Below are 24655 nucleotides of genomic sequence, written 5' to 3' on the forward strand. Positions count from 1 at the left end.
GTAGGCTGGGTCGGTGACCGCCTCGATCCGACCGTTGCGCGCGGACGCCGCGCGCAACCGGGCGTCGTTGCTGGCCGCAGCGGAGGCGGAGTTCGCCGAGCGTGGCCCGGACGCGTCGGTGGCCGACATCGCCCGGCGGGCCGGCGTCGGCAAGGGCACCGTGTTCCGCCACTTTCCGACCAAGGACGATCTCCTCGCGGCGGTGGTGCTCGACCGGATCGACGGGCTCGCCGAGTTGGCGCGGCGGCTCGGGGCCGCTTCCGACGCGGGTGCCGCACTCCTGGAGTTCCTGGACGCTGCGGCGAGTCGGCAGCAGCGGTTGGACCTGTCGTTTCTGCGTGAGTCCGGCGCGCTCAACGACCAACTCGCCGAAGCCCGAGGTCGCCTCTTCGTAGAGATCACCGCCCTTGTCGAACGCGCACAGGCGACGGGCGCGGTCCGGCACGACATCACCGGGACGGACGTGATCCTGCTGATGTGCGCGCCGAGCCACGTCGTCAGCTTCGTGCCGCAGGCGTCACCGGAGCTGTGGCGACGTTATCTGGCGATCATCTTCGACGGGCTCGGGCCGGCGGGCGCCCGGCCGCTGCCCCAACCGCCGCCGGACCCGGTCTCGGGGGAACTCGACCACCCGCGCTGACGGTACGTCCCTGGCACCGGACCGTGACCCGGTGCCAGGGACGCCTGTGCTCAGCTCGCCGTGCAGGTCGGTGTCGGTGCGCTGGGCGTGCCGGTGGTGGCGCCGAGGAAGCCGAAGGTGGTGCTGGCCCCGGCGGCCAGTGTGCCGTTGTAGCTGACGTTGCGCGCGGTGACCGCCGAGCCCTGGCTGGTGACGGTCGCGTTCCACGCCTGGCTGATCGTCTGGCCACCGGCGAACGTCCAGGTCACCGTCCAGCCGCTGATCGCCCGGGTGCCGGCGGTGACCCGCACCTCGCCCTGGAATCCGCCGGTCCACTGGCTGGTCACCGAGTACGTGGCGGTGCAGCCACCACCACCGGGCGGAGGCGTGGTCGGTGGGGGAGTGGTGGGGGGCGGCGTGGTCGGCGGGGGAGTCGTCGGCGGGGGCATGGTGATGGTGCCGCCCCACCCGGCGGTGGAGTCCAGCCAGGCCGCCCGGCGCAGCATCCAGTCCCGCATGACCTGCACCTGGCCCTGCCAGGTGGGCGCGGTCGGCGTGACGAAGAAGCTGACCATCCGCGTGGTCAGGTTGGGCCAGCGCTGGAAGTTGCGCTGGGCGCCGTTGGCCAGGGGCGCGCTCAACGCGTTGATCCGGGCCTGCATCGACGCGTCGGAGAGCAGCCCCCGGCGCAGGGTCTGCCACCGCTGCCGTACCTCGTTGACGAAGGCCGGATCGCGCAGCAACTGGGTGAACCAGTCGTTCGCCACCGGCTGGCGGACCTGCTGGTGCTGCCACCCGGCGGTCTGGTCGTTGGCGAAGAAGCCGCCCACGCTGAAGCTGAGGTCGTAGTCCCAGAGCGGACCGGCGAAGATCTTGGTGTCCCGGTCCTTGTAGAAGTAGGCACTGCGGACGTACGAGTCCATCTCGCGGCTCAGTTCGTTGATGATGAGCTGGTCGATGAAGGAGCCCACGTCGATGTACGCCCGGTAGCCGCTGACCGGGTCGGCGAAGTTCGGGGCCCGCAGCACGTTGTGGAACTCCTGGATGTGGTTGCGCAGCCAGTCCCGTTGCTCCGGCTGCAACGACGACGGGTCGGCCACCTCCAGGTAGTTCCAGCAGGTCGCGGCCGGGCCGGTGCACGGCAGGATCGGCTCCTCGGCGGCCATCCACTCGAACTTCCAGATGTACCCGCCGGTGATCCTCGGCAGCGTCCGGTCGTCGGCACGCAACTGCTTGAGGTCGAGCCGGTTCTTGGAGTTCTTGATCGTCTCGACGATCATGTAGACGCCCATGTAGTCGTCGGCCCCGACCGGCCCGGCGTCGGTGTTGAGATAGAACTCGGCGAAGGCGTAGCGCGGGGCGGGCAGGCCCATCTCCCGACCGAGGTCGTAGACGAACGCCTCCCGGATCAGCGCCTTGTCGGTGAACGGCCCGCGCAGCACCCAGTCCGAGTCGGCGGGCATGCCCAGCACCGGATAGTCCGCGTCGTCGTCATCGTTGTCCCAGAACTCCAGCCGGAATGGCGTCTTCTCGAACGTCGCCGAGGACTGACCGCGCAACCGGAACCCGGCCCGGGTGGCGACGGTGGGCGCGGCGGCCAGCGAGGTGGTGCCGCCGCCCGGCTCGAAGACCATCGTGGCGGCGTCGATGTACTCCCGGTCCGGCCGCCCGGCGCCGTACGAGTCGATCAGGACCACCGGCAGGTCGTGGGCGGTGCTGGTGTTCTGCGCGACGTACATGGCGGTGCCCGGCGCGCCGGAGGCGGTCTGCCCGACGAAGGCCTGGGCCCGCAGTTGGGTGGTCCGGGTGAAGCGCAGCGCGGTGCCGGAGTAGAGCGGCGACTGTGCGGTGGGCAGGTTCCCGTCGGTGGTGTATCGGATCTGCGCGCCGCTGACGGTGGTGCTCAACTCCACCGTCACCGCGCCCTGGAAGGTGCCGCTGGGCACCGAGAAGCCGATGTCGCCGACCAGGTCGTCGGCGGCCTCGGAGGCGGCGGCGGTGGTCCGGGTGGCGGAGCCGGCGACCGCTTCGGAGCCGGCGAGTGTTTCGGTGCCGGCGGTCGGTTCGGCGCCGGCGGGCGACGGTGACGGGACGAGCAACCCGGCGACGAGTACGGCGACGGCTGCGATCGCGGCGGTGCGCAGCGGTGCCGCCGCGGTGCGGACGGTCAGACGCACGATGCCTCCTGAACGGATCGGTGGGGGACGGTGGTCGGTGCGGTGTCGACCGGTGCGGTGCCGCCCTGGAAGTGCCGCCGCAGCGTGCGTCGCCACGGTGAGTCCGGCAGTTCCGGACGGAGGGCGGCCAGACCGGTGGCGTACTTGGAGATGCGGACGGGGCGCAGCCCTCGACGCCAGAGCAGCCGATCCGCGTGCGTGGCGGCGGAGCCGGTCTTGGTCTCGACCACGGCCAGTTCGGGCAGGCAGAGGGCGAGGTCGCCGTCCTGCCAGGTCAGGCCGGTGTCGATGGTGACCCGGCTGGCGGAGGACGGCAGCAGCAGCGTTGCGCGGCGGTAGCTGGTGACCAGGACCGGTTCCAGACTGCTGCCGGCGGCGGTGGGTGCGACCGCCTCACGGACCAGCGCCTCGTCCACGAAGGCGCGGCCGGGGCCGACGGTGTTCCGGTCCTGCGGGTCGTACGGCAGTCGGTGCTTGGTGATGCTGCCGCGTGCTCCGCTGATCTTCACTTCGAGCCAGCACTGGGCGGAGTCGAGGTAGGTGCGGGTCCGCACCTTGAACCGTCGCCGTCGTCGGTAGGCCGCGCAGTGGTAGCTGGCCAACCGTGGGGTGTCGAAGTAGACCGACTCGTAGCGGAAACTGCGTTCCCCGTCGATCTCCAGCACCCGCGCGTCCGTGGTGAGCTGATCCAGCAGGTCGGGCAGCGCGTGGACCGGGACGACGTACTTGCGGTCCACCCTGGTCTGTAGGGCGGCCAGCCCGAGGACGTCGGCCAGCCCGACCGGGGTCATCGCCGACAGCATCGGGCTGGCGGGCGACCCGGTCACCGCTGGGCTCCCGCCGGTGCGGCGGTGCCGGCAGGGGAGAGGGTGCTGGTGGCCCGGCCCTTCACCGAGTACCGGACGTCCACCACGGTGGTCTCGTTCACCAGGTCGAGGCGTTGCACGGTGACGACGTGCACCCGGCCGCCGAGGAGCTGTTCCAGTTGCGCGACGAGGGCGAGATGGTCGGTGACGGCCGAGTCGAGCACCAGGATCTGGTGCCGGTAGTGACGGAGCAGCCGGGGGTGGTCGCCGAGGAACATCACCACCAGGATCAGGCCCATCAGACCGCCACTGAGCCAGACCTGGGTGGTGCTCAACGCGCCGAGGATGCCCAGCGCCAGCGCTGAGAAGTAGTACGCGACCTCGTGCTGGTCGAGTTCGGTCGAGCGCAGCCGGATGATGGACAGCACGCCGAACAGGGCCAGTCCCAGCCCGAGTCCGGCGCCGACGTTGCTGGCGCTCAGTGCGCTCGCCACCGCGAGGACGCCGACGTTGACGCCCAGGTAGGCGACGACGAGGTCACGGCGGCGGTGGCGGGGGAAGTAGAGCCCGAAGACGAGCAGGGCCACCGCGCCGATGTCGATCGCGAACAGGATCAGCTGCGACATCTCGTACTTCCTCCTGGATCGCCGCCGCGCCGACCGGCGACCGTCCACGGCACCTCCGACGTACCGTGCAGGACCAGCCGAACGCCTCTGAAACTTCCGGTGAACTTGCCGGAAGTAGTTCGGGAATATTAGACCGCCATATCGAAGTAGGTCAATAACTCTCCGTGTCCTCCCGGGTGACGGGCGGCGAGCGGCGTCCGCCGTCGACGGGCCCGGCCGGGGGTGTCGGTGCTGATCAGGGGTGCTGTCGGGGTGGGGTGCCGGTGGTGGGTCGGTGCGGTGCGGGTGGTCGGCGGCTTCGGCCGTCGGTGGTCCGTTCGGGGTGTTGCGGGCTGTCGTCGCAGTTCGGGCCGTTGCCCATGGTGACGATAGATCGACAGGCGACGCTCGGCGGGCGACCGGAATCATGGGCTCTGTCCGATGTGGGGCCTCGATCTCCGGAAGTTTCAGTCGACGTGGGTGTCGGTCGCCTTTCGCTGCCCTGGGCAGCGGAAGAGAGGGTGCATGGGCGGTGGCTGGCCGCTTCGGTCGCGGGGCGCCGCCAGCGGTAGTTGCGGAAAACTTCCGGAAGTCATTGACGGACGTGAAACCCCGCTGAAATACTTCCGTCCAGTAAGGCCGATGCGGTCCCTTTGTCAGGGATCGCGGGCATCATCCCTATCCCGCGAGTCCGGAGCCATACTGCCCGTCATCGGGCCACCGGACCCGGAAGGAGCATGAGATGAGCAACGACTCTTCCCAGGCACCCAGGCGGCCGAGACGGCTGCGGGCGGCGATCGTCCTGTCCGCAGTCGGTCTGCTGGCCGTGGCGGGCGCCGTGGTGCTGCCGGGCAACGCCAGCGCGGCGAGCACCCTCGGTGCCTCGGCCGCCGAGCGCGGCCGGTACTTCGGGACCGCCGTCGCGGTGAACCGGCTCAACGACTCGGCGTACACGACCATCCTGAACCGCGAGTTCAACCAGGTCACCGCCGAGAACGAGATGAAGATCGACGCGCTGCAGCCCAACCAGGGCCAGTTCAACTACGCCAACGGCGACCGGCTCGTCCAGCACGCGCTCAGCCGCGGCATGCAGGTCCGGGGGCACACCCTGGCCTGGCACTCGCAGCAGCCCGGCTGGATGCAGAACATGTCCGGCACCACGCTGCGCAACGCCATGCTCAACCACGTCACCCAGGTCGCCACCCACTACCGTGGACAGATCGCCTGGTGGGACGTGGTGAACGAGGCGTTCCAGGACGGGTCCAGCGGGGCCCGCCGCGACTCGAACCTCCAGCGCACCGGCAACGACTGGATCGAGGCCGCCTTCCGCGCCGCCCGGACGGCGGACCCGAACGCGCAGCTCTGCTACAACGACTACAACATCGACAACTGGAACGACGCCAAGACCCAGGCCGTCTACCGGATGGTCCAGGACTTCAAGAACCGGGGCGTACCGATCGACTGCGTCGGCCTCCAGTCGCACTTCACCGGCGGCTCGAACTACCCGAGCAACTACCGGACCACGCTCTCCAGCTTCGCCGCCCTCGGTGTCGACGTGCACATCACCGAGCTCGACATCCGCAACGCGCCGACCGACGCGTACCGCAACGTGGTCAACGACTGCCTCGCCGTGGCGCGCTGCAAGGGCATCACCGTCTGGGGCATCCGTGACTCCGACTCGTGGCGCTCCAACGAGAGCCCGCTGCTGTTCGACGGCAACGGCAACAAGAAGGCCGCCTACGACGCGGTGCTGACCGCGCTGAACAACGGCAGCCCCGGCGGCGGCGACCCGACGTCCCCGCCGACCACCCCGGCACCGGGCGGCTGCACCGCGACGATCACCCCGGGTCAGGTCTGGGGCGACCGCTACAACACCTCGGTGACCGTCAGCGGGGCCAGCACCTGGTCGGTGGTGGTCGCGATCACCTCGCCGCAGCGCATCTCCGCCACGTGGAGCGGCAACCCCACCTGGGACGGCAGCGGCAACGTGATGACGATGCGCTCCAACGGCAGCGGCAACACGTTCGGCTTCACCACGATGATGAACGGCAACTCCTCGGCCCGCCCGCAGGTCCGGTCCTGCTCCGTCGGCTGACGACGAGCCGTACGGCCGACCTCCACCACCACGCGAGCGCCCGTCCCCGAGACTTGGGGGCGGGCGCTCGCCCGTGCCCCGGTCAGGGGCGTTCGGTCGGGCGGTAGTCGAACCAGTCGAAGGCGGCGCTGCCCTCGGTCACATAGAGGCCGAACACCCGACCGGTGAAACCGGCGGCGACCTCGGTGGACAGGTAGCGCCCGTCGAGTTCGGCGAGCACGACCGGCCCCTGCCCGGTCAGCACCTCGAAGCTGACGGTGTCGCAGGCGGCGGCGCGTACGCCGAACGGCACACCGGGGGCGGTCACCTGGTCGGCGGCGGTCACGGTCGGCGGGAGCAGGTCGTCGGTGCGGGTGGCGATGCTCAGGGTGACCGGGCCGGCGGGCACCGGCAGCTCGCCGAAGACCTGACGGAACGGTCCGACCCGGCCGACCACCCGGACCAGCCCGTCGCCGACCTCGATGTCGTAGTGGTGGGCCTCGTCGATGCGTAGCGTCAGCCCGGCCCGACCCGTGCCGGGGTCGACCCGCACGGCGGCGCGGCAGTCGTGGTGCTGCTGTCGGCGGGCCATCATGGTGACGCCGACCCGGTCCAGGGTCGTGCCGGCGGCCCGCAGGGTGAGCCAGCCGGGCCGCTCGGTCAGCGACCAGACGTCCGCGGGCCGGTCGCGCAGTGAGATCCACTCCGGCGCGAGACCTGCGGTGTCGAAGTCGTCCCGGTACGCCGCCGGGCCGGGCGGCGCGGCCAGGGCGGGCGGGCTTCCGGCCGGCGCGGAGGTCACCTCCTGCACCGGGTCGACCACCGGCCAGTCGTCCTCCCAGCGCACCGGCACCAGGAACGTCTCCCGCCCGAGCACGTGGTAGGGCGGCCACTGGCCCTTGGCCCGGATGCCCAGCAGCACCATCCACCAACTGCCGTCGGTCGCCTGCACCAGGTCGGCGTGCCCGGTCGCCTGCACGGGATGCCCGGTGCTCCGGTGGGTCAGGAACGGGTTGCCCGGGGCGGGCTCGAACGGGCCCCGGACGCTGCGCGAGCGGGCGACGGAGACGGCGTGGCCGGTGTGCGTGCCGCCCTCCGAGACCAGCAGGTACCACCACTCGTCGATGCGATAGAGGTGCGGCGCCTCCGGATACTGCCCGCCGCTGCCGGACCACATCGGCACCGGGCCTTCGAGGACCTTGCCCGCCTCGGGGTCGATCCGGTACGACGCCACTCCCGACAGGGTCAACCAGCAGTCGCCGTCGTCGTCCCAGGCCAACGAGGGGTCGATGTGCGGCAGGTCGAGATAGACCGGGTCGGACCAGGGCCCGGCCGGGTCGGTGGCGGTGACGATCAGGTGCCGGCCGATGCTGACGTTGGTGGTGACCATCCAGAACCGGCCGTCGTGGTAGCGGATGGTCGGTGCGAAGACGCCACCCGAGGCGTGCGCGTCCGGTGGCAGGTCGAGCTGGCTCGGGCGGTCCAGCACGTTGCCGATCTGCCGCCAGGTGACCAGGTCCCGGCTGTGGAAGACGGGTACGCCGGGGAAGTACTCGAAGCTGGAGCAGACCAGGTAGTAGTCCTCGCCGGCCCGACAGACGCTGGGGTCGGGGTGGAATCCGGCGACGACGGGATTGCGGAACGTGGGGGCAGCGGACACCTCGGGGTCACCCTTCGTCGTCTGGGCGAAGTAGCCATCCCGGTCGATGCTATGCGCCGCCGGGTGGCGCGCCGGTCACTCCGGGAGATGGCCGCGCAGCAACTCCACGGTGCGCTCGTACAGCCGGTCCTGGACCTCGGGGTCGGCGGCCTGCGGATGGGGTGTGCCGGGGACCCGCTCGTCGTAGTAGGTGCCGTTGTCCTCGCGCTTCGCCGTGATTTGCGCGACGGTGTCGGCGGCCTGCTCCGGGGGCTGCCCGTCGACCGAGAACATCGTGTGCAGCAGGCCGGTCGAGATGACGCCGGGGTGCAGGCTGACCACGTCCAGCGACGGTGACGGTCGGTTCCGGGCCAGCCAACCGGTGTACGTGACCAGGGCGAGCTTGGCGTGCGCGTACGCGGCCGACGGGGTGTACGCCTGCCGGGTCAGGTCGAGGTCGTCCAGGTGCAGCGTGGCCGAGTGGTGGGTGGCGGACACGATGTTGACGATCCGTCCCCGGTCGTGGCCGGCGACCAGGTCGATCAGGTCGGTGGTGAGCAGGAAGGGCGCCAGGTAGTCGACCTGGAAGGTGATCTCGTTCCCGGCGTCGCTGACCGTCCGGGTGGCCGGCGCGGGACGGCCCGCGTTGTTGATCAGGACGTCGATCGGATCGGTCGTGACGCGGATCCGCTCGGCCAACCGGGTGACCTCGGCGAGATCGTGGTAGTCGGCCGTCACGTACGTCAACTCGGCATCCCGGCGTTGCCGGGAGCGCACCTGGTCGAGCAGGTCGGCGACCTCGCTCTCCGGCTCCGGTCCGTGCAGGACGAGACTGCCGGGCCGGTCGGCGATGGCCAGCGCGGTGGCGCGGCCGATGCCGCTCGTCGCGCCGGTCAGCACGACGGCGGCGTCCCGCAGAGCGTCGGCGTGCGGTGCTGTCGGCACGACTGCTCCCGTCGTCGTCGAGCCGGGCGGTGGACGTGTTCCGCCACGTCATCGGCGGTGTCGGTGATGAACCTAGCGGCTGTCGCCGGGGCGGTGGTGCGCTTGGCGAGTTTCGTCGCCGGTCGTCCGACTTTCATGGCTGCCATCGAAAGTTGTCGTTGACCCCAACGGTTAACACTCTTTAAGATTCTGCTGCCTCGAGGAAACCACCCTGTCCACCCGTACGCTCGTCCGGCGCCGACGACCATCGGCGCCGGACGGCGGCACGGCGCCGTGATCCGCACCGGGAAGGCCCTCGATGTCCTCACCACGTCCACGCCCCCGTTCGGCCCTGGCAGCCGGCCTGCTCGCCCTGGTCACCGCCGGAGCGACACTCGCCGTCACCCCGACCGCCGCCCACGCCGTGGTCCTGCCGAACAACTTCAAGAGCGTCGGCTACATGCCGTCCTGGACCGGCAACGTCAACTCGGTCCAGTACGGCAAGCTCACCCACATCAACTACGCGTTCGTGCTGCCCAACAGCAACGGCACCCTGCGGCCGGTGGAGAACCCGAGCAAGCTCTCCTCGCTGGTGTCGCTGGCCCGGGCCAACAACGTCAAGGTCTCCATCGCCGTGGGCGGCTGGAACGACGGCGACGACAGCGCCTTCGAGGCTCTCGCCGCCAACGCCGGCACCCGCACCACGTTCGTCAACAGCCTGGTCTCGTTCGTCAACCAGTACGGCCTCGACGGCGTCGACATGGACTGGGAGTACCCCGACCCGGGCGCCTCGGCCGCCAACTACGCCCTGCTCATGCAGCAGCTCGGCAACGCGCTGCGCCCGCAGGGCAAGCTGCTGACCGCCGCCGTGGTCGCCGAGGGCTACTACCGCGACGGCGTGCCCACCTCGGTCTTCAACCACGTCGACTTCCTCAACATCATGGCGTACGACGGCGGCAGCCCGCACGCCAACTACGACTGGTCGATCAACGCGGTGAACGGATGGAAGGCGCGCGGACTGCCGGCCGCCAAGGCCGTCCTCGGGGTGCCCTTCTACAGCCGGCCCGGCTACTACACGTACACCCAACTGGTCGGCATGGACCCGGCCAACGCCAACCGGGACTGCACCACGGTTGGCGGCGTCCAGCAGTGCTACAACGGCATCCCGACCGTCAAGCGCAAGACCCAGTGGGCGATGGCGAACGCCGGCGGCATGATGAACTGGGAGCTGACCCAGGACACCAGCGGCTCGACCTCACTGGTCAGCGCGATCTACGACACCGTCATGGGTGGCGGCACACCGCCGCCGACCGGCCGGACCGGCCCGATCACCGGCATCGCCGGCAAGTGCGTGGACGTGGCCGCCGCGAGCAACGCCAACGGCACGGCCGTGCAGCTCTACACCTGCAACGGCACCAGTGCGCAGAGCTGGACGGTGGCCTCCGGCGGCACCCTGCGGGCCCTCGGTAAGTGCCTGGACGTGGCCAGTGCGGGCACCGTCAACGGCACGCCCGTGCAACTCTGGGACTGCAACGGCACCACCGCGCAGGTCTGGCAGGCCCAGTCCAACGGCACGCTGCGCAACCCGGCGTCGAACAGATGCCTGGACGCCACCGGCAACAGCTCCGCCGACGGCACCCGGTTGCAGATCTGGGACTGCTTCGGCGGCGCCAACCAGGTCTGGCGCCTGCCGGCCTGACGCAGGTCGGGTGACACCGGGGGGTTCAGGAGGAGTGATCCCGTCCCGAACCCCCCGGCCCGATCAAGGAGGTGGTGAAACGGCGGACGTCAGCCCCGGATGTCGGCGCTGCCCTGGGACAGGTCGAGGCTCAGCCGCGGAGTTCCCAGCTCCCGCTCGCCACCTCTTCGTTCGACTGGCAGAAGACCGTCGAGTGCGTGCCGCCGGGACGCTTCCACGTGCCGTACCTGGTGGTGTAGTTCTCGCTGCCGATGCGGTAGCAGCGGGCCTTGGCGCGGTATTCGCCGCTGCCGGTGCCGCAGTAGACCGCGTAGGTGTTCTGGTACTCCAGGTTGTACCGGCCCGAGCAGCCGCTCGGCGCGGCCTGGGCCGCGCCGGGAACCAGGACGAGCGCGGGTGCCAGCAGCGCGGTCAGGGCGACCGTGCGCAGGCCAGCCTTCAGTGCGGTGTTCATGTGTACCCTCCGACGGATCGTCGATGGGCGCCCAACATCATGTTGAGGAGCCCCCGTGATGGCTCGATCACCTGTTGTCGATGATCGAGGCCGACACTACAGCGATCCGCGTGACTGCGCTGACCCGCTTCCGGGCGCTACGCGACCACCATGCTGCGGGCCTGGGTGAGGCCACCGACCATCTCCCGCAGCGCCGCGACGATCGACGCCTCGATCTCCGGCCGTAGCCGGGAGACCGGAACGGAGATGCTCACCGCGTCCACCGCCGGGGACGACAGCGGGACGGCCATCGCGAAGCAGACGATGCCCTCGGCGTTCTCCTCCCGGTCCACCGCGTGCCCGGTCGCTCGGACGTCGGCCAGCGCGGCGTGCAGGGCGTCCCGGTCGCAGACGGTGTGCGGGGTGAGGCGGGGTAGCGGCCAGGTCAGCAACGTGTTGACCGTCTGCTCCGGGTGCCCGGCCAGCAGGGCCTTGCCGAGGGCGGTGGCGTGCGCCGGCAACCGGCGGCCGATCGCGCTGTAGAGCCGCAGCCGGTGCACCGACTCCCGCTTGGCCAGGTAGACCACCTGGTCGCCGTCGAGCCGGCCGAGGTGGACGGCCTCGCCGAACCGGCGGGACAGCTCGTCGAGGACGCTGCCGAGCAGGCCGACCCGGTCGTCCCCGTCGAGATAGGCGGCGCCGACCCGCAGGGCCCGCAGGCCGAGCCGGAACCGGGTGCCGGTGTCGTCGGTCTGCACCCAGCCGCGACTGGTCAACGTGCGCAGCAGCCCGTGCAGGCTGCTCTTGGGGATGCCGAGCGCGCGTGCCAGGTCGCCCAGGGCCCAGGAGCGCGGCTGGTCGGCGAGCAGTTCGAGCAGGTCGAGAGTGCGGCCGGCCGACTTGACGGGCTGGAACTCCTCTGGCGCGGTGGGCACCGGCCCACTCTAGCGAAGCCGGTACGCCTCCAGTAAGGTCACGTACGTGACTAACGTTCAAGGATCTGAACGATCTGGCCAGGGATCTGGAAAAATCGACGTCGGACGGGTGCTGCCGGTGGTGGTCCTCGAAGACGCCCGGCACGCCGATCCACTCGCCTCGGCGCTGGTCAAGGGTGGTCTGTCGGCGATCGAGGTGACCCTGCGTACCGCCGCCGGGCTGGACGCGATCAAGGCGGTGGCCGGGCGCGGCGATCTCACGGTCGGGGCTGGCACCGTGCTCACCGCCGAGCAGGCCGAGCGGGCCGTGGGCGCCGGTGCCCGGTTCGTGGTGACCCCCGGTTTCGCCCCCGCAGTGGTGCGCTTCTGTCAGGAGGCCGGCGTGCCGGTCTTCCCCGGCGCGGCCACCGCGACCGAGATCCAGATGGCCGTCGACGCCGGCCTGAACGTGGTCAAGTTCTTCCCCGCCCAACTGCTGGGCGGCGCTCCGATGATCAAGGCGCTGGCGGCGCCGTTCCGCGACATCCGGTTCATCCCCACCGGCGGCCTCACGCCCGCCGTGATCGACGAGTACCTTGCCCTGCCGGCCGTGCTGGCCGTCGGCGCGACCTGGATGGTGGCGGCGGACCTGATCGCCGGTGAGCAGTGGGACGAGATCACCAGCCGGACCGCCTCGGCGGTGGCGGCGGCGGGAGGCCGGGCATGAGCGCGCAGAGCGAGCGAATCATCGGGTGCAGTGCGGTGGTGCCTCATGGCGGCACGCAGCGGAGCGGAGTGCCGGCATGAGCGCGCAGAGCGAGCTGACCCCTCGGCCGAAGGACGAGTGCCGGTACGACCTGGTCTCGCTCGGCGAGGTCATGCTGCGACTCGACCCCGGTGAGGGGCGGGTCCGCACCGCCCGTCAGTTCCGGGCCTGGGAGGGCGGCGGCGAGTACAACGTGGCCCGGGGCCTGCGCCGCTGTTTCGGCCTGCGGACCGCGGTGGTCACCGCGTTCGCCCAGAACGAGGTCGGCCGGCTGCTGGAGGACCTGATCCTGCAGGGCGGCGTGGACACCAGCTTCGTCACCTGGCTGCCCTACGACGGCATCGGCCGTAGCGTGCGCAACGGACTGAACTTCACCGAGCGCGGTTTCGGCGTACGCGGGGCGGTCGGCACCTCCGACCGGGGCCACTCCGCCGCCAGCCAGCTCAAGCCGGACGACGTCGACTGGGACCACCTCTTCGGCACGCTCGGGGTGCGGTGGCTGCACACCGGCGGCATCTACGCGGCGCTGTCGGAGACGGCCGCGCAGACCGCCGAGGCCGCGATGACCGCCGCCCGCCGGCACGGCACCATCGTCTCCTACGACCTGAACTACCGGCCCAGCCTCTGGAAGGCGGTGGGCGGCCAGGACCGCGCCCGGGAGGTCAACCGTCGGCTCGCCGCCCTGGTCGACGTGATGATCGGCAACGAGGAGGACTTCACCGCCTGCCTCGGGTTCGAGGTGCCGGACACCGACATCCACAGCGGCGCGCTCGACGCCGGCAACTTCAAGACGATGATTGAGGCCGTCGTCCAGGAGTACCCGAACTTCAAGGTCGTGGCGACCACGCTGCGCGGCGTGCACAGCGCGACGGTCAACGACTGGGGCGCCGTGGCATGGTCGGGTGGCGCGTTCGCCGAGGCCACCCACCGCCCCGGCCTGGAGATCATGGACCGGGTCGGTGGCGGCGACAGCTTCGCCTCCGGGCTCATCTACGGACTGCTGGAGCGCGACGGCGACCTGGCCCAGGCCGTGGAGTACGGCGCCGCCCACGGCGCCCTGGCGATGACCACCCCCGGCGACACGTCAATGGCCAACCTCGCCGAGGTGGAGGCACTGGTGCGCGGAGCCGGCGCCCGCGTGCAACGTTGACCTGCGACCGGCCGGGTCGGGACTACCCGATCCGGCCGGTCAGCACGCAGACGCGGACGTGCTCGCGGAACCGGGTGGCCGGGCCCAGCGCGTCGCGGATCATCGTGGACAGCTCCGTCCGTTGCGCCGTCGGGGGCAGGGCGTCGACCGGGAAGCTGGAGTAGACGCCGCCGAGAAGAGCGTCCAGGTCGATCTCGTCGGTGTATTCGACCACGGTCTCGGTGACGTGGTAACCGTGCCGGGTGAGTGCGTCGGCGTACCGGCGTCGGCTGTCGGTGTCGGTGCCGCAGCTCCGGCTCAGTTCGGTGCCGCGCCAGCGTTCCAGGCAGGCACGGAGTGCCCGAGACCACGACGTGTCCTGAAGCCACAGCGGCGTCCCGTTGGCCACCACCGCGATTCCGCCACCGGGACGTAGCAGCGGACGGAGCGTGGCGAACACGCTCTCGTGCGCCATCCAGTGCAGTGCCTGCCCGACGGTCACCGCGCCCACGTCGCCGAACAGTCGGCCCAACGTGGGCAGGTCGGAGTCGGCACCGAGGACCCAGCTCACGTTGGCGACCTGCTGGTCCTCGGCGGCCCGACGGGCGAGTACGAGCATGTCGGGCTCCGGATCGACCCCGACGACCGCCCGCACCCGAGCGGCGAGCGGCAGGGTGAGCTGGCCCGTGCCGCAGCCGAGGTCGACGACCACGTCCTGCGGCGTCAGACCGAACGTCGTCGCCAGCACGTCGAAGACGGCCGGCGGATAGCCGCGCCGGTAGCGTTGGTAGAGCCGTGCCACTTCACCACCGAAGCCCAGGTCCATGCGGCCAGGATGTCCGGACCGGCCGCGACCGGCCAACGAATTCTGCTGACGGCAGCATACGGCGAGGATTCGGCAACCTGTTTGCCCCGCCGCCGCGGGGTTGACATGCTTCGCTCATGTCATCGCCCTCCGTGCCCGACTTCGAGCGGGTCATCGACGCGGCACTGCGGGACCAGTTCGAGGTCTTCATCGACCAGCACCGTGCCGAGCTGCAGCACTGTCTCGACGGGCTGACCGAGGAGCAGGCCCGCCGGTCGCTGGTGCCGTCCCGGACGACCCTGCTGGGTCTGGTCAAGCACGCGACCTTCGTGGAGAAGGTCTGGTTCGACGAGGCGGTGACGCGCCGGTCGCGTGCCGAGATCGGCATCCCGGCCACGCCGGACGAGTCGTTCCTGCTCGACGACGGTGACACCGTCGCCAGCGTCCAGGAGGCACACCGGCAGGCGTGTGCGGCGTCCCGTCGTGCCACCGCCCCGCTGGGGTTGGACGACCTGCTGCACGGCAACCGGCGCGGACCGATCCCGCTGCGCTGGGTCTATCTGCACGTGCTGCGCGAGCTGGCCGAGCACTGCGGGCACGCCGACATCCTGCGCGAGCAGATCCTGGCCGACGCGCCGGGATGACACGGGTCGGAGCGAACGGCTCGTCGGCCGGAGTTGTCGGTGTAGGCGACTATCCTCACGCCTCGTGACCTCGCAGTTGAACGACCTTCCCACCGATCTGGCCGAGCTGTTCGCCGACGCGCAGCCGCACCGCCGCACCCTGCCCGTGTCGCTTCCGCCCGGCCGGACGGTCCGCAGCGAGGAGGCACCCGACGAGCCTCCCGCGCTGTGGCTCAGCGACGGCCCGGCCCCGTCCGGACTGTGGCCGGAGCTGCACGCGGCGCACGCGACGTCGGGGCTGTGGCCGCTGCTCCTCGACCACCTGCACGGCGACCCGGATCGCCCCTGGGCCGACGGCGAGCTGTGGCCGGCGAGCAGTTCCGACCCGGCGGAGCACGACCCCGAGCGGCTGTTGGCCGGATGGTGGTCCGACCACACCACCGACTACGAGGGCGGTGAGCCGACCAGCAGGCAGCTCGCCGTCTCCGCGCCGTACGGCCAGGACTGGCCCGGCCTGGCGGCACCGGCGTCGCCCCGGGTGACGCCGCAGGAGCACGCCGACCACTGGGCCGAGCAGTTGTCGCTGGCCCAGCCCGACATGCGGCTCGGTCTGGTCGCCGCCGAGCGGGGCAGCGACGCGCTCGCCGTCCTCGGCTGGCAGGGGCCGGTGAACTACACCAACGACGCCGGCCGGCTCTCCGCGGTGCTGCGCAGCTGGGAGGACCGGTTCGGGGTACGCGTGATCGGCCTCGGCTTCGCCGAGCTGTACCTCTCGGTCGCCGCCCCGCCGACGACCGTCGACGAGGCGCTGCCGATCGCCGCCGAGCACTTCGCCTTCTGCCCGGACAACATCTGGCAGGGGCAGAGCCCGTGCACGCTCGCCGGCTACGCGGACCGCATCGTCAACGCTCCGACCTGGGCGTTCTGGTGGGACTGACGGTCCGGGTCGTCAGGCGGCGGGGTTCTCGGCCCGCTCGGTGGTGAGGGTGACCAGGAACGCCGCGTGGTCGGTGGTGCCGCGCATGTCGATCGATCTGCTGGCGGTGATCGTCAGGTCCGGGGTGGCCATGAACTGCTGCACCCCGCCGTCGTGCAGGTGCTGGTAGTCGGCGGGTACGCAGGACCGCACGTCGGGCGTGCCGCCGTGCCGCAGGTTGAGGTCGCCGCTGACCACCGTCGGCTGATAGCCGGCACCGGCGTGCAGCTCGGGTACGGCCACCCCGAGCAGGTGCCCGCACTGGGCCAGCGCCAGCGTCGAGCTGGTGTACGCCAGGTGGGTGGTGCACGCGTAGAAGACGGTGCTGGCGTCCACGCAGAGCCAGGCGCGCTGCTCGGGGTCGGCCGGGTCCTGCGCCGGGAAGACCCCCCGGTGCAGCTCGTGCCCCTGGTACGGGTCGGCGACGTGGGCCAGCACGCCGACGCCGTACTGCTGGCCGTTGACGCAGCGGTAGGGCTCGCCGGTGCGGCCGTTGCGGGCGGGCTGGAAGGCCGCGACCACGGTGCCGGAGTGCACGCCGGTCATGGCGCGCTCCAACGCGTCCACGTCACCGGAGCAGATCTCGTTGAGCGTGACGATGTCCGGGCGTTCGGCGCGGATCACCTCGGCGGCCTGGTCCACCGCCCGCCCGGTGTAGCAGCCCAGGGCCATGCCGCTGTTGCAGAGGTTCATCTGGAGCACCCGCAACGGGGCGGGCGTGGTGGGCGGGGCGGTCACCGAGCAGCCGGCCAGCAGCGCGGTGGCCGCGAGCAGGCCGAGGGCGGCGCGCAGCGGACGGGGGACGCGGAAGCGACGACGAGCCAATGCACCTGCCCTGGACGTGCGGAGGGGTGGCAAGTGTATCGGCAGCTCCGTCGCGGTCGTGACGCTGCGCGACCGGCGTCGTCGGGGTGGGTGGCCACGCCGGTGGCCCGGACCGGCCGGTCCGGGCCATGCGCGCCGGACGCCGGCTTTCAGTCCCGCAACGGGTACGGGATGAAGGTGCTGCGGTTCTCGTCCAGGTCCAGGTGCCGGCTGATCGGTGGGGCGGCCCGCTGCGGGCAGCTCATCCGCTCGCAGGTCTTGCAGCCCGGCCCGATCGGGATGGCCGCCTCGGCCGCGTGCAGGTCCACCCCGGTGGAGTAGACCAACCGCCCGGCGTGCCGCGTCTCGCAGCCCAGCCCGATCGCGTACACCTTGCCGGGTTGGCCGTAGCCGCCGTGGTGGCGGGTGATGGTGCGGGCGATCCAGAGGTACCGCTGCCCGTCGGGCATCGCGGCGACCTGGGTGACCACCCGGCCGGGCGCGCCGAACGCCTCGTAGACGTTCCACAGGGGGCAGGTGCCGCCGGTGCGGGAGAACGGGAAACCGGTGGCGGACTGCCGTTTGGACATGTTGCCGGCCCGGTCCACCCGGACGAAGGAGAACGGCACGCCGCGCGCCCGGGGGCGTTGCAGGGTGCTGAGCCGGTGGCAGACCGTCTCCCAGCCCAGCGCGTAGTGCTGGGTCAGCAGGTCGATGTCGTAGCGGCGCTGCTCGGCGGCGGCCAGGAAGTGCTCGTACGGCAGCAGCAGTGCCGCCGCGAAGTAGTTGGCCAACCCGACCCGGGTCAGGATCTGGGTCTGCACGTCGTCGAAGTTCTCCGACTCGACGATCTCGTCGATCACGTCGGCGCACTCCAGCAACGCGATCTGCGCGGCCATCCGCATCGCCTCCTGTCCGCCCCGCAGTGAGGTGGACAGGTGCAGGGTGCGGGTCTGCGGGCGATAGCGGTGCAACTCGCCGCCGAGCGAGCCGGGCTCCTCGCGGGTGACGCGTACCCCGTGTCGCTGCGCCAACCGGTCGCGCAGCAGGACGCGCACCTCGCCGCGACGCAGCGCCATCCGGGCGGCCAACCGCTCGGCCTCCTCGTCCAGGTCCGGCACGTAGTTCTGCCGACGGTAGAAGAACTCGGTCACCTGGTCGTGTGGGCTGCGCCCGATCCGCTCCCGGTCGCCGACCAGCTCGGCGAGCTGCTCGTCGGCCTGCTGGTAGCGGCGGTGCAGGTCGATGACGGCGGCGGCGACCTCGGGCAGGCGGGTGGCGAGCTCGGTGAGTTCGGTGATGCCGGCCCGGGCGGGCAGCGCCTCGCGCAGCCCGGCGACCAGGCGCGGGGTGTCGTGCGCGGCGAACACCGTCGGGTCGACGCCGAACAGCTCCGTGATGCGCAGCAGCACCGGCACGGTCAGCGGGCGGGTGTCGTGCTCGATCTGGTTCAGGTAGCTCGGGGAGATGCTGAGGTGACGGGCCAGCTCCGTCTGGCTCATCCCGCGTTCCTCGCGCAGCCGGCGCAGACGGGCGCCGGCAAAGGTCTTGGTCATCGCCTCGCCTCCCGGTCGGCGGATGGGGTCGGGCCACATTAGCACTGCTGCGAATAGAGCCTTTCACAACTTTGCAAAATCGCTCTTCGGCTTTTCAATAATTGGCTCTTTCCGTCTCTCGACCGGCCCTGACAGGCCGTGTGACCGTGTGTGACACAGAAATCCGAAGGGGATGAATACGATGCTTTCCGCGGTCGAGCAGTTGCAGCACGAATGGGAGACCAACCCCCGCTGGCGGGGAGTACGGCGCAGCTACCGCGCCGAGGACGTCATCCGGTTGCGCGGCGCCATCCAGGAGGAGCACACCCTGGCCCGGCACGGCGCCAACCGGCTGTGGCGGCTGCTCACCAGCGAGGACTACGTGCACGCGCTGGGGGCGCTCACCGGCAACCAGGCGGTGCAGATGGTCCGGGCCGGGCTCAAGGCGATCTACCTGTCCGGCTGGCAGGTGGCCGCCGACGCCAACCTGGCCGGGCACACCTACCCGGACCAGAGCCTCTACCCGGCCAACTCGGTGCCGGCCGTGGTGCGCCGGATCAACAACGCGCTGCTGCGGGCGGCCCAGATCACCACCGCCGAGGGCGACACGTCGGGCATCGACTGGCTGGCCCCGATCGTCGCCGACGCGGAGGCCGGTTTCGGCGGCGTGCTCAACGCGTACGAGCTGATGAGCGCGATGATCGCGGCCGGCGCCGCCGGCGTGCACTGGGAGGACCAGCTCGCCGCCGAGAAGAAGTGCGGCCACCTCGGCGGGAAGGTGCTCATCCCCACCGGCCAGCACATTCGCACACTGGAGGCGGCCCGGCTCGCCGCCGACGTCGCCGGGGTGCCGACCGTGGTGGTGGCCCGCACCGACGCGCAGGCGGCCACGCTGCTCACCACCGACGTGGACGAGCGGGACCGCCCCTTCGTCACCGGCGAGCGCACCCCGGAAGGCTTCTACCGCGTCCGCAACGGCATCGCGCCGTGCATCGCCCGAGGGCTCGCGTACGCCCCGCACTCCGACCTGCTCTGGATGGAGACCAGCAAGCCGGACCTGGAGGTCGCCCGCCGCTTCGCCGAGGCGATCAAGGACGAGTACCCGGACCAGCTGCTCGCCTACAACTGCTCGCCGTCGTTCAACTGGCGCAAACACCTCGACGACGCCACCATCGCCAAGTTCCAGCGCGAACTCGGCCACATGGGATACCGGTTCCAGTTCATCACGCTGGCCGGCTTCCACGCGCTGAACTACTCGATGTTCGACCTGGCCCGGGGTTACGCCGCCGAGGGGATGCCGGCGTACGTGTCGCTCCAGGAGCGGGAGTTCGCGGCCGAGGCGGCCGGTTACACCGCGGTCAAGCACCAGCGCGAGGTGGGCACCGGCTACTTCGACCTGATCAGCACGGTGCTCAACCCGACCGCCGAGACCACCGCGCTGCGGGGTTCGACCGAAGAGGAGCAGTTCGCATGAGGTACGAGATCATCGGCCCGGTGGCGGAGCGCTTCGCCGAGGTGCTCACCGCCGAGGCGCTGGAGTTCCTTGTCACGCTGGACAGCGAGTTCTCGGCTCGCCGGGTGGCGTTGCTGGACACCCGGCGGGCCCGCCGGGACCGGTTCGCCACCGGCCAGTTGCCCGACTTCCGGCCGGAGACCATCGGCGTCCGCGCCGACCCGAGCTGGCGGGTGGCGCCGCCCGCCCCCGGCCTGGAGGACCGGCGGGTCGAGATCACCGGCCCGCCGGACCGCAAGATGACGGTCAACGCGCTCAACTCCGGGGCCCGGGTGTGGCTCGCCGACTTCGAGGACGCCACCGCCCCCACCTGGGACAACGTCATCCGTGGGCAGCTCAACCTGATGGACGCGCTGGACCGGCGGATCGACTTCACCGACGCGCGCGGCAAGCGGTACTCCCTCGGCGACGACCTGGCGACCATCGTGGTCCGTCCGCGTGGTTGGCATCTGGTGGAGAAGGGGATCGTGGTGGACGGTCGGCCGATCTCGGCCAGCCTGGTCGACTTCGGGCTCTATCTCTTCCACTGCGCCCGACGGCAACTCGCGGCCGGCGCGGGACCGTACTTCTATCTGCCGAAGCTGGAGGACCACCGCGAGGCGCGGCTCTGGAACGACATCTTCGTCTTCGCCCAGCACTACCTGCGGCTGCCGCAGGGCACGATCCGGGCGACCACCCTGATCGAGACGATCACCGCCGCGTTCGAGATGGAGGAGATCCTCTACGAGCTGCGGGAGCACTCGGCGGGGTTGAACGCCGGCCGGTGGGACTACATCTTCAGCATCATCAAGAACTTCGGGCAGTGGCCGGACTTCGTCCTGCCGGACCGCGCCGAGGTGACGATGACCGTGCCGTTCATGCGCGCGTACACGGAGCTGCTGGTGCGGACCTGTCACCGGCGCGGGGCGCACGCGATCGGCGGCATGGCCGCGTTCGTGCCCAGCCGGGACCCGGAGGTCAACGAGACGGCGCTGAGCCGGGTGCGGGCCGACAAGCAGCGCGAGGCAGCAGCCGGTTTCGACGGCTCCTGGGTGGCCCACCCCGGCCTGGTGCCGACCTGCCGCGAGGAGTTCGACGCGGTGCTCGGCGCACGCCCGCACCAACTCGACCGGCAGCGCGACGACGTCGAGGTCACCGCCGCCGATCTGCTCGCCGTGGACAAGACCCCCGGTCAGGTCACCGAGGCGGGCCTGCGATCCAACATCGCGGTGGCGCTGCGTTACGTCGACGCCTGGCTCGGCGGGGCCGGTGCGGTGGCGCTGTGGAACCTGATGGAGGACGCGGCGACCGCCGAGATCGCCCGCTGCCAGGTCTGGCAGTGGCTGCACCACGGTACGCCGCTGGCCGGTGGCGGCAGCGTCACGGAGGAGCGGGTCCGGGCGATCCTCGACGAGGAGTTGGTCGCCCTGGTCGAGGGGCGCGGGAACGCCGTCGAGCGCGAGCGTGCCGAGCATGCGGCGCGCATCGTCGAGGAGACCGCGCTCGGTGAGGTCCTGCCCGCCTTCTTCACCACCGGCGCGTACGCCCGCCACCTCAGCCCGGTGCGCTGCCCTGCTCCGGTCACCGTCTGAGCGTCCACCGTCGGGCGCGGGCGCTGGTGGCGGATCGTCGTCGGGCCGGTGCGGGTCGTGCTGGTTGGGGCGCTGTCGAGCTGAGAGCGTCAACGGATCGGGACTTCCTCTGGCCGCCGTTGGGCGATGCTGACCCGTGCCCGGACTCGGAGCCGTGCCCGGGCTCGGACCTTTCCCCACCTCGACCCTTGGCCAGGCTCGGGCCGTCGACAGATACGCACCTTGCCGAGGCTCGGACGTTGTCCAGGCTCGGACCTGTGTCGGGGGCGGGGGTGGGAACGGGCTCCGGACACGGCGTCCGGCAAGGTGGTCAGGGCGAATGATCGGCGGGCGGTCGGTGGGGCTGAACGGCTGCGGGGCCCAAGCGGTCGCGGTCGCGGAGTGGCGATGGCCCACCGGCCGAACGGTCTCGACGGGCGACGGCATAGACGGGTCAGCTCGACAGTGCTCCCAGCAGACGCCACCAGGGCAGCACCGCACGATCGCCGGGCGGTCAGGTGTCGATCCGGGTGATGTTGCGGATCTTGTTGGACGCGTCCAGCGCCGCGACCTTGTAGGCCTCGGCCAGCGTCGGGTAGTTGAACACCGTGTCGACCAGGTAGTCGACCGTTCCACCGCAGCCCATCACCGCCTGTCCGATGTGGACGATCTCGGTGGCGCCGGTGCCGAAGACGTGGACGCCCAGCAGTCGGCCGTCGTCCGGCGAGACGAGCAACTTCAGCATGCCGTACGAGTCGCCGACGATCTGGCCGCGCGCCAGCTCGCGGTAGCGGGCGACGCCCACCTCGAACGGTGTGGCGCTCTCGGTCAGCTCGTCCTCGGTCTTCCCGACGAAGCTGATCTCCGGGATGGTGTAGATGCCGATCGGCTGCAACTCGTGCATCGGGCGTTCCGGCTCGCCGCAGGCGTGCTGGGCGGCCAGCCGGCCCTGCTCCATCGAGGTGGAGGCCAGGGCCGGGAAACCGATCACGTCACCGACGGCGTAGATGTTCTCCACGGTGGTCCGGTAGTTCGCGTCGACCTCGATCCGGCCGCGCCGGTCGGCGGTCAGTCCGGCCGCCTCCAGGTCCAGCCCGTCGGTCTGGCCCTGCCGTCCGGCCGAGTACATCACCGTGTCGGCGACGATCCGCTTGCCGCTCTTGAGTACGCACAGCGCCGCGTTCTGGTGCTTCTCCACCGCGGCGACCTCCTCGCCGAAGCGGAACGTCACCGACAGGTCGCGCAGGTGGTACTTGAGCGACTCGATGATCTCCTCGTCACAGAAGTCGAGCATCCGCTCGCGACGTTCCACCACGGTGACCTTCGTGCCCAGCGCGGCGAACATGGAGGCATACTCCATGCCGATCACGCCCGCGCCGACCACGACCATGCTGCGCGGCACGGCCTGGAGGTTGATGACCCCGTCGGAGTCGACGATGGTCCGGTCGTCGAAGTCGACGCTGTCCGGTCGGGCCGGTCTGGTGCCGGCGGCGATGATGGCCTTGTCGAACGTGATCTTCGAATCCCGTCCGGAGCCGCCGTCGACCCAGACCGAGTGCGGGTCGGCGAAGCGGCCGGTGCCGGTGATCAGGGTGACCCGGTTGCGGGTCAACTGGTTGCGGATGACGTCGGTCTGTCGGTTGATCACGTGTTGGGTGCGGGCCGCCAGGTCGCTGACGGTGATCTCGTCCTTCACCCGGTAGCTGCTGCCGTACAGGTCTCGTTGGCTCAGGCCGGTCAGATAGAGCACGGCCTCGCGCAGGGTTTTCGAGGGGACGGTGCCGGTGTTGATGCAGACTCCGCCGAGCATGTCGCGTCGATCCACGACGGCCACCCGTCGGCCGAGTTTGGCGGCGGCGATGGCGGCCTTCTGACCGCTCGGCCCTGAGCCCAGTACCAACAGGTCGTAGTCATACACGATCACTAGCGTCGCAAGATGTGGTGGACTGCGCCAGGCCAGGCGACCAAGCGGAACAAGGGTTTACCTTCCTGGAATGTTGACCTGGTGCCCTCTCCCCACCGACCGATGATCATGATAGGTTAGCCTTACCTAACAGGAGGTGTTCATGGGGTTCGCCGCACAGGTGCGCGAGTTGACCAGGGCGGACCACCGGGCCGCGCAGAACGTGACGTATTTCGACGCCCTGTTGTCGGGGCAGCTCGACCGGGCCGGGTACGCCGCGTTGCTGGAGCAGCTCCACGTCGTCTACCAGACGTTGGAGGAGGCCGCCGAGGCGATGCGGGACGACCCGGTCGCCGGGCCGTTCGTCGTGGAGGAACTGCGCCGCCTGCCCCGCATCGTCGACGACCTGCGGTTCCTGCACGGCCCCGACTGGGCCACCCGGATCGCGCCGAGCCCCGCCACCCGGCAGTACCAGGAACGGCTGCGCGAGGTCGCGTTCACCTGGCCGGCGGGCTTCGTCGCCCACCACTACACGCGGTACATGGGCGACCTCTCCGGCGGTCAGGTGATGGTGCGGGCGGTACGCCGCACGTTCGGCCTCGACACCGACGGCGTCCGGTTCTTCCTCTTCCCGGACCTGGACGCGGCCGCCTTCAAGCAGCACTACCGCGAGTTGCTCGACACGGCACCGTGGGACGAGGTCGAGCGGCAGCGCTTCCTGGACGAGGTGTCGTGGGCGTACCGGCTGAACACCGAGATGATCGCCGAGCTGGGCCGGGACGTGGCGCAGGGGAGTGCGGCGTGAACGCGGCGGACCCGTTCCCGCCCGACGTGGTGTCGGCCGTCATGCGGCACATGAACACCGACCACGCCGACGACTGCCGGCTGATCTGCCAGGGCCTGGGCGGTCGACCAACCGCCACCGCGGCGACCATGTCCGGGATGGACGCCGAGGCGATGTACTTCGCGGCCACCGTGGACGGTGTCCCGGTCCCGGTGCGGGTGCCCTTCAGTGCCCCGCTCACCGAGCGGCGGCAGATCCGGGCCGAGGCCGCCCGGATGTACCGGGAGGCGTGTGCGGCGCTGGGCCTGACCCCACGGCCCGACGCGAGCTGATTCCGTGCTGTGCACGACGGCCCGCCGGTCACCACCGGCGGGCCG

22 protein-coding genes and 1 pseudogene are annotated in these 24655 nt (G+C 70.8%); 11 read left to right on the forward strand and 12 right to left on the reverse strand.

From position 1 onward, the window contains the following. Positions 1 to 13 precede the first annotated feature (13 nt). Positions 14 to 640 carry a TetR/AcrR family transcriptional regulator gene (locus tag HUT12_RS16175; RefSeq protein ID WP_176093903.1) on the forward strand — a complete coding sequence of 209 codons (627 nt, stop codon included), beginning with the start codon at positions 14 to 16 and terminating at the stop codon, positions 638 to 640. 50 nt (positions 641 to 690) lie between these two features. Here the strand turns inward: HUT12_RS16175 and HUT12_RS33215 are convergent, their stop codons facing one another. The 4 genes and pseudogenes from HUT12_RS33215 to HUT12_RS16190 all read right to left on the reverse strand — a co-directional run bounded on the left by HUT12_RS33215 (position 691) and on the right by HUT12_RS16190 (position 4228). Continuing rightward, positions 691 to 2358, reverse strand: coding sequence for a CotH kinase family protein (locus HUT12_RS33215; RefSeq protein WP_368660300.1), 1668 nt, complete (start codon positions 2356 to 2358; stop codon positions 691 to 693). Positions 2359 to 2370: 12 nt separating this feature from the next. Beyond that, positions 2371 to 2892, reverse strand: a pseudogene (locus HUT12_RS33370) (chitobiase/beta-hexosaminidase C-terminal domain-containing protein); the annotation flags it as partial. Further along, positions 2787 to 3623, reverse strand: coding sequence for a polyphosphate polymerase domain-containing protein (locus HUT12_RS16185; RefSeq protein ID WP_236145593.1), 837 nt, complete (start codon positions 3621 to 3623; stop codon positions 2787 to 2789). The pseudogene HUT12_RS33370 and the gene HUT12_RS16185, both read right to left, overlap by 106 nt. Beyond that, positions 3620 to 4228 carry a DUF4956 domain-containing protein gene (locus HUT12_RS16190; RefSeq protein WP_176093904.1) on the reverse strand — a complete coding sequence of 203 codons (609 nt, stop codon included), beginning with the start codon at positions 4226 to 4228 and terminating at the stop codon, positions 3620 to 3622. The genes HUT12_RS16185 and HUT12_RS16190 overlap by 4 nt, the downstream gene beginning before the upstream one ends. Before the next feature lie 721 nt (positions 4229 to 4949). Between HUT12_RS16190 and HUT12_RS16195 the strand changes: the two genes are divergently transcribed. Further along, a complete protein-coding gene (locus HUT12_RS16195) occupies positions 4950 to 6302 on the forward strand; it encodes an endo-1,4-beta-xylanase (RefSeq protein WP_176093905.1) in 1353 nt (450 codons plus the stop codon). A gap of 82 nt (positions 6303 to 6384) precedes the next feature. Here the strand turns inward: HUT12_RS16195 and HUT12_RS16200 are convergent, their stop codons facing one another. Next, positions 6385 to 7941 (reverse strand): glycoside hydrolase family 43 protein, encoded by a 1557-nt coding sequence (locus HUT12_RS16200; RefSeq protein WP_176093906.1) that lies wholly within the window; start codon positions 7939 to 7941, stop codon positions 6385 to 6387. Between the two features lie 75 nt (positions 7942 to 8016). After that, positions 8017 to 8865, reverse strand: a complete 849-nt coding sequence (locus tag HUT12_RS16205) for an SDR family NAD(P)-dependent oxidoreductase (protein WP_176093907.1) — start codon at positions 8863 to 8865, stop codon at positions 8017 to 8019. Between the two features lie 298 nt (positions 8866 to 9163). Here HUT12_RS16205 and HUT12_RS16210 point away from each other — a divergent pair, with 298 nt between their 5' ends. Beyond that, positions 9164 to 10543, forward strand: a complete 1380-nt coding sequence (locus HUT12_RS16210) for a glycosyl hydrolase family 18 protein (RefSeq protein WP_176093908.1) — start codon at positions 9164 to 9166, stop codon at positions 10541 to 10543. Positions 10544 to 10673: 130 nt separating this feature from the next. Here HUT12_RS16210 and HUT12_RS16215 read toward each other — a convergent pair whose 3' ends face one another. Together HUT12_RS16215 and HUT12_RS16220 are read right to left on the reverse strand one after the other, a co-directional pair. After that, positions 10674 to 10997, reverse strand: coding sequence for a hypothetical protein (locus HUT12_RS16215; protein WP_176093909.1), 324 nt, complete (start codon positions 10995 to 10997; stop codon positions 10674 to 10676). Between the two features lie 137 nt (positions 10998 to 11134). Further along, positions 11135 to 11911: an IclR family transcriptional regulator gene (locus HUT12_RS16220; protein ID WP_176093910.1), complete on the reverse strand. Its 777-nt coding sequence runs from the start codon at positions 11909 to 11911 to the stop codon at positions 11135 to 11137. 46 nt (positions 11912 to 11957) lie between these two features. Here HUT12_RS16220 and eda point away from each other — a divergent pair, with 46 nt between their 5' ends. Together eda and HUT12_RS16230 are read left to right on the forward strand one after the other, a co-directional pair. Next, positions 11958 to 12617, forward strand: coding sequence for a bifunctional 4-hydroxy-2-oxoglutarate aldolase/2-dehydro-3-deoxy-phosphogluconate aldolase (gene eda, locus HUT12_RS16225; RefSeq protein WP_303393491.1), 660 nt, complete (start codon positions 11958 to 11960; stop codon positions 12615 to 12617). Positions 12618 to 12693: 76 nt separating this feature from the next. Beyond that, the gene (locus tag HUT12_RS16230) at positions 12694 to 13806 is read left to right on the forward strand and encodes a sugar kinase (RefSeq protein ID WP_176093911.1); all 1113 of its coding nucleotides are present in this window, start codon (positions 12694 to 12696) and stop codon (positions 13804 to 13806) included. 22 nt (positions 13807 to 13828) lie between these two features. On the opposite strand, the gene HUT12_RS16235 is transcribed toward HUT12_RS16230, so the two are convergent. Beyond that, positions 13829 to 14611 (reverse strand): class I SAM-dependent methyltransferase, encoded by a 783-nt coding sequence (locus HUT12_RS16235; protein ID WP_176093912.1) that lies wholly within the window; start codon positions 14609 to 14611, stop codon positions 13829 to 13831. 116 nt (positions 14612 to 14727) lie between these two features. On the opposite strand from HUT12_RS16235, the gene HUT12_RS16240 reads away from it, so the two are divergent. Continuing rightward, positions 14728 to 15234: a DinB family protein gene (locus tag HUT12_RS16240; RefSeq protein ID WP_176093913.1), complete on the forward strand. Its 507-nt coding sequence runs from the start codon at positions 14728 to 14730 to the stop codon at positions 15232 to 15234. A 64-nt stretch (positions 15235 to 15298) separates the two neighbouring features. Next, on the forward strand, positions 15299 to 16150 hold the full coding sequence (locus HUT12_RS16245) for a DUF4253 domain-containing protein (RefSeq protein ID WP_217706011.1): 852 nt from the start codon (positions 15299 to 15301) through the stop codon (positions 16148 to 16150). A 12-nt stretch (positions 16151 to 16162) separates the two neighbouring features. Here HUT12_RS16245 and HUT12_RS16250 read toward each other — a convergent pair whose 3' ends face one another. Both HUT12_RS16250 and HUT12_RS16255 read right to left on the reverse strand, forming a co-directional pair. Further along, complete coding sequence (locus tag HUT12_RS16250; protein WP_236145595.1) at positions 16163 to 17014, reverse strand: endonuclease/exonuclease/phosphatase family protein; 852 nt, start codon at positions 17012 to 17014, stop codon at positions 16163 to 16165. A gap of 149 nt (positions 17015 to 17163) precedes the next feature. Beyond that, a complete protein-coding gene (locus HUT12_RS16255; RefSeq protein ID WP_131051798.1) occupies positions 17164 to 18549 on the reverse strand; it encodes a short-chain fatty acyl-CoA regulator family protein in 1386 nt (461 codons plus the stop codon). A gap of 172 nt (positions 18550 to 18721) precedes the next feature. On the opposite strand from HUT12_RS16255, the gene aceA reads away from it, so the two are divergent. Beyond that, positions 18722 to 20002 (forward strand): isocitrate lyase, encoded by a 1281-nt coding sequence (gene aceA / locus HUT12_RS16260; RefSeq protein ID WP_131051799.1) that lies wholly within the window; start codon positions 18722 to 18724, stop codon positions 20000 to 20002. Beyond that, positions 19999 to 21612 carry a malate synthase A gene (gene aceB, locus HUT12_RS16265; protein ID WP_176093915.1) on the forward strand — a complete coding sequence of 538 codons (1614 nt, stop codon included), beginning with the start codon at positions 19999 to 20001 and terminating at the stop codon, positions 21610 to 21612. The genes aceA and aceB overlap by 4 nt, the downstream gene beginning before the upstream one ends. A 493-nt stretch (positions 21613 to 22105) precedes the next feature. Here aceB and sthA read toward each other — a convergent pair whose 3' ends face one another. Continuing rightward, entirely contained in the window at positions 22106 to 23509 is a 1404-nt protein-coding gene (gene sthA / locus HUT12_RS16270; protein ID WP_131051801.1) for a Si-specific NAD(P)(+) transhydrogenase, read from the reverse strand. 148 nt (positions 23510 to 23657) lie between these two features. On the opposite strand from sthA, the gene HUT12_RS16275 reads away from it, so the two are divergent. Together HUT12_RS16275 and HUT12_RS16280 are read left to right on the forward strand one after the other, a co-directional pair. Then, a complete protein-coding gene (locus tag HUT12_RS16275; protein WP_131051802.1) occupies positions 23658 to 24299 on the forward strand; it encodes a heme oxygenase (biliverdin-producing) in 642 nt (213 codons plus the stop codon). Beyond that, on the forward strand, positions 24296 to 24610 hold the full coding sequence (locus HUT12_RS16280; RefSeq protein ID WP_176093916.1) for a DUF2470 domain-containing protein: 315 nt from the start codon (positions 24296 to 24298) through the stop codon (positions 24608 to 24610). The genes HUT12_RS16275 and HUT12_RS16280 overlap by 4 nt, the downstream gene beginning before the upstream one ends. Positions 24611 to 24655: the final 45 nt, after the last annotated feature.

The sequence above is a fragment of the Verrucosispora sp. NA02020 genome (genome assembly GCF_013364215.1).
Classification (GTDB): Bacteria; Actinomycetota; Actinomycetes; order Mycobacteriales; family Micromonosporaceae; genus Micromonospora.

Excerpts from the sequence above, each read along its gene's own strand:
- HUT12_RS16190 (WP_176093904.1), bottom strand. The coding sequence starts at position 4,228 with ATGTCGCAGCTGATCCTGTTCGCGATCGACATCGGCGCGGTGGCCCTG.
- HUT12_RS16235 (WP_176093912.1), bottom strand. The coding sequence starts at position 14,611 with ATGGACCTGGGCTTCGGTGGTGAAGTGGCACGGCTCTACCAACGCTAC.
- HUT12_RS16195 (WP_176093905.1), top strand. The coding sequence starts at position 4,950 with ATGAGCAACGACTCTTCCCAGGCACCCAGGCGGCCGAGACGGCTGCGG.
- aceB (WP_176093915.1), top strand. The coding sequence starts at position 19,999 with ATGAGGTACGAGATCATCGGCCCGGTGGCGGAGCGCTTCGCCGAGGTG.
- HUT12_RS16215 (WP_176093909.1), bottom strand. The coding sequence starts at position 10,997 with ATGAACACCGCACTGAAGGCTGGCCTGCGCACGGTCGCCCTGACCGCG.
- HUT12_RS33215 (WP_368660300.1), bottom strand. The coding sequence starts at position 2,358 with ATGTACGTCGCGCAGAACACCAGCACCGCCCACGACCTGCCGGTGGTC.
- HUT12_RS16230 (WP_176093911.1), top strand. The coding sequence starts at position 12,694 with ATGAGCGCGCAGAGCGAGCTGACCCCTCGGCCGAAGGACGAGTGCCGG.
- HUT12_RS16240 (WP_176093913.1), top strand. The coding sequence starts at position 14,728 with ATGTCATCGCCCTCCGTGCCCGACTTCGAGCGGGTCATCGACGCGGCA.
- HUT12_RS16255 (WP_131051798.1), bottom strand. The coding sequence starts at position 18,549 with ATGACCAAGACCTTTGCCGGCGCCCGTCTGCGCCGGCTGCGCGAGGAA.
- aceA (WP_131051799.1), top strand. The coding sequence starts at position 18,722 with ATGAATACGATGCTTTCCGCGGTCGAGCAGTTGCAGCACGAATGGGAG.
- HUT12_RS16275 (WP_131051802.1), top strand. The coding sequence starts at position 23,658 with ATGGGGTTCGCCGCACAGGTGCGCGAGTTGACCAGGGCGGACCACCGG.
- HUT12_RS16210 (WP_176093908.1), top strand. The coding sequence starts at position 9,164 with ATGTCCTCACCACGTCCACGCCCCCGTTCGGCCCTGGCAGCCGGCCTG.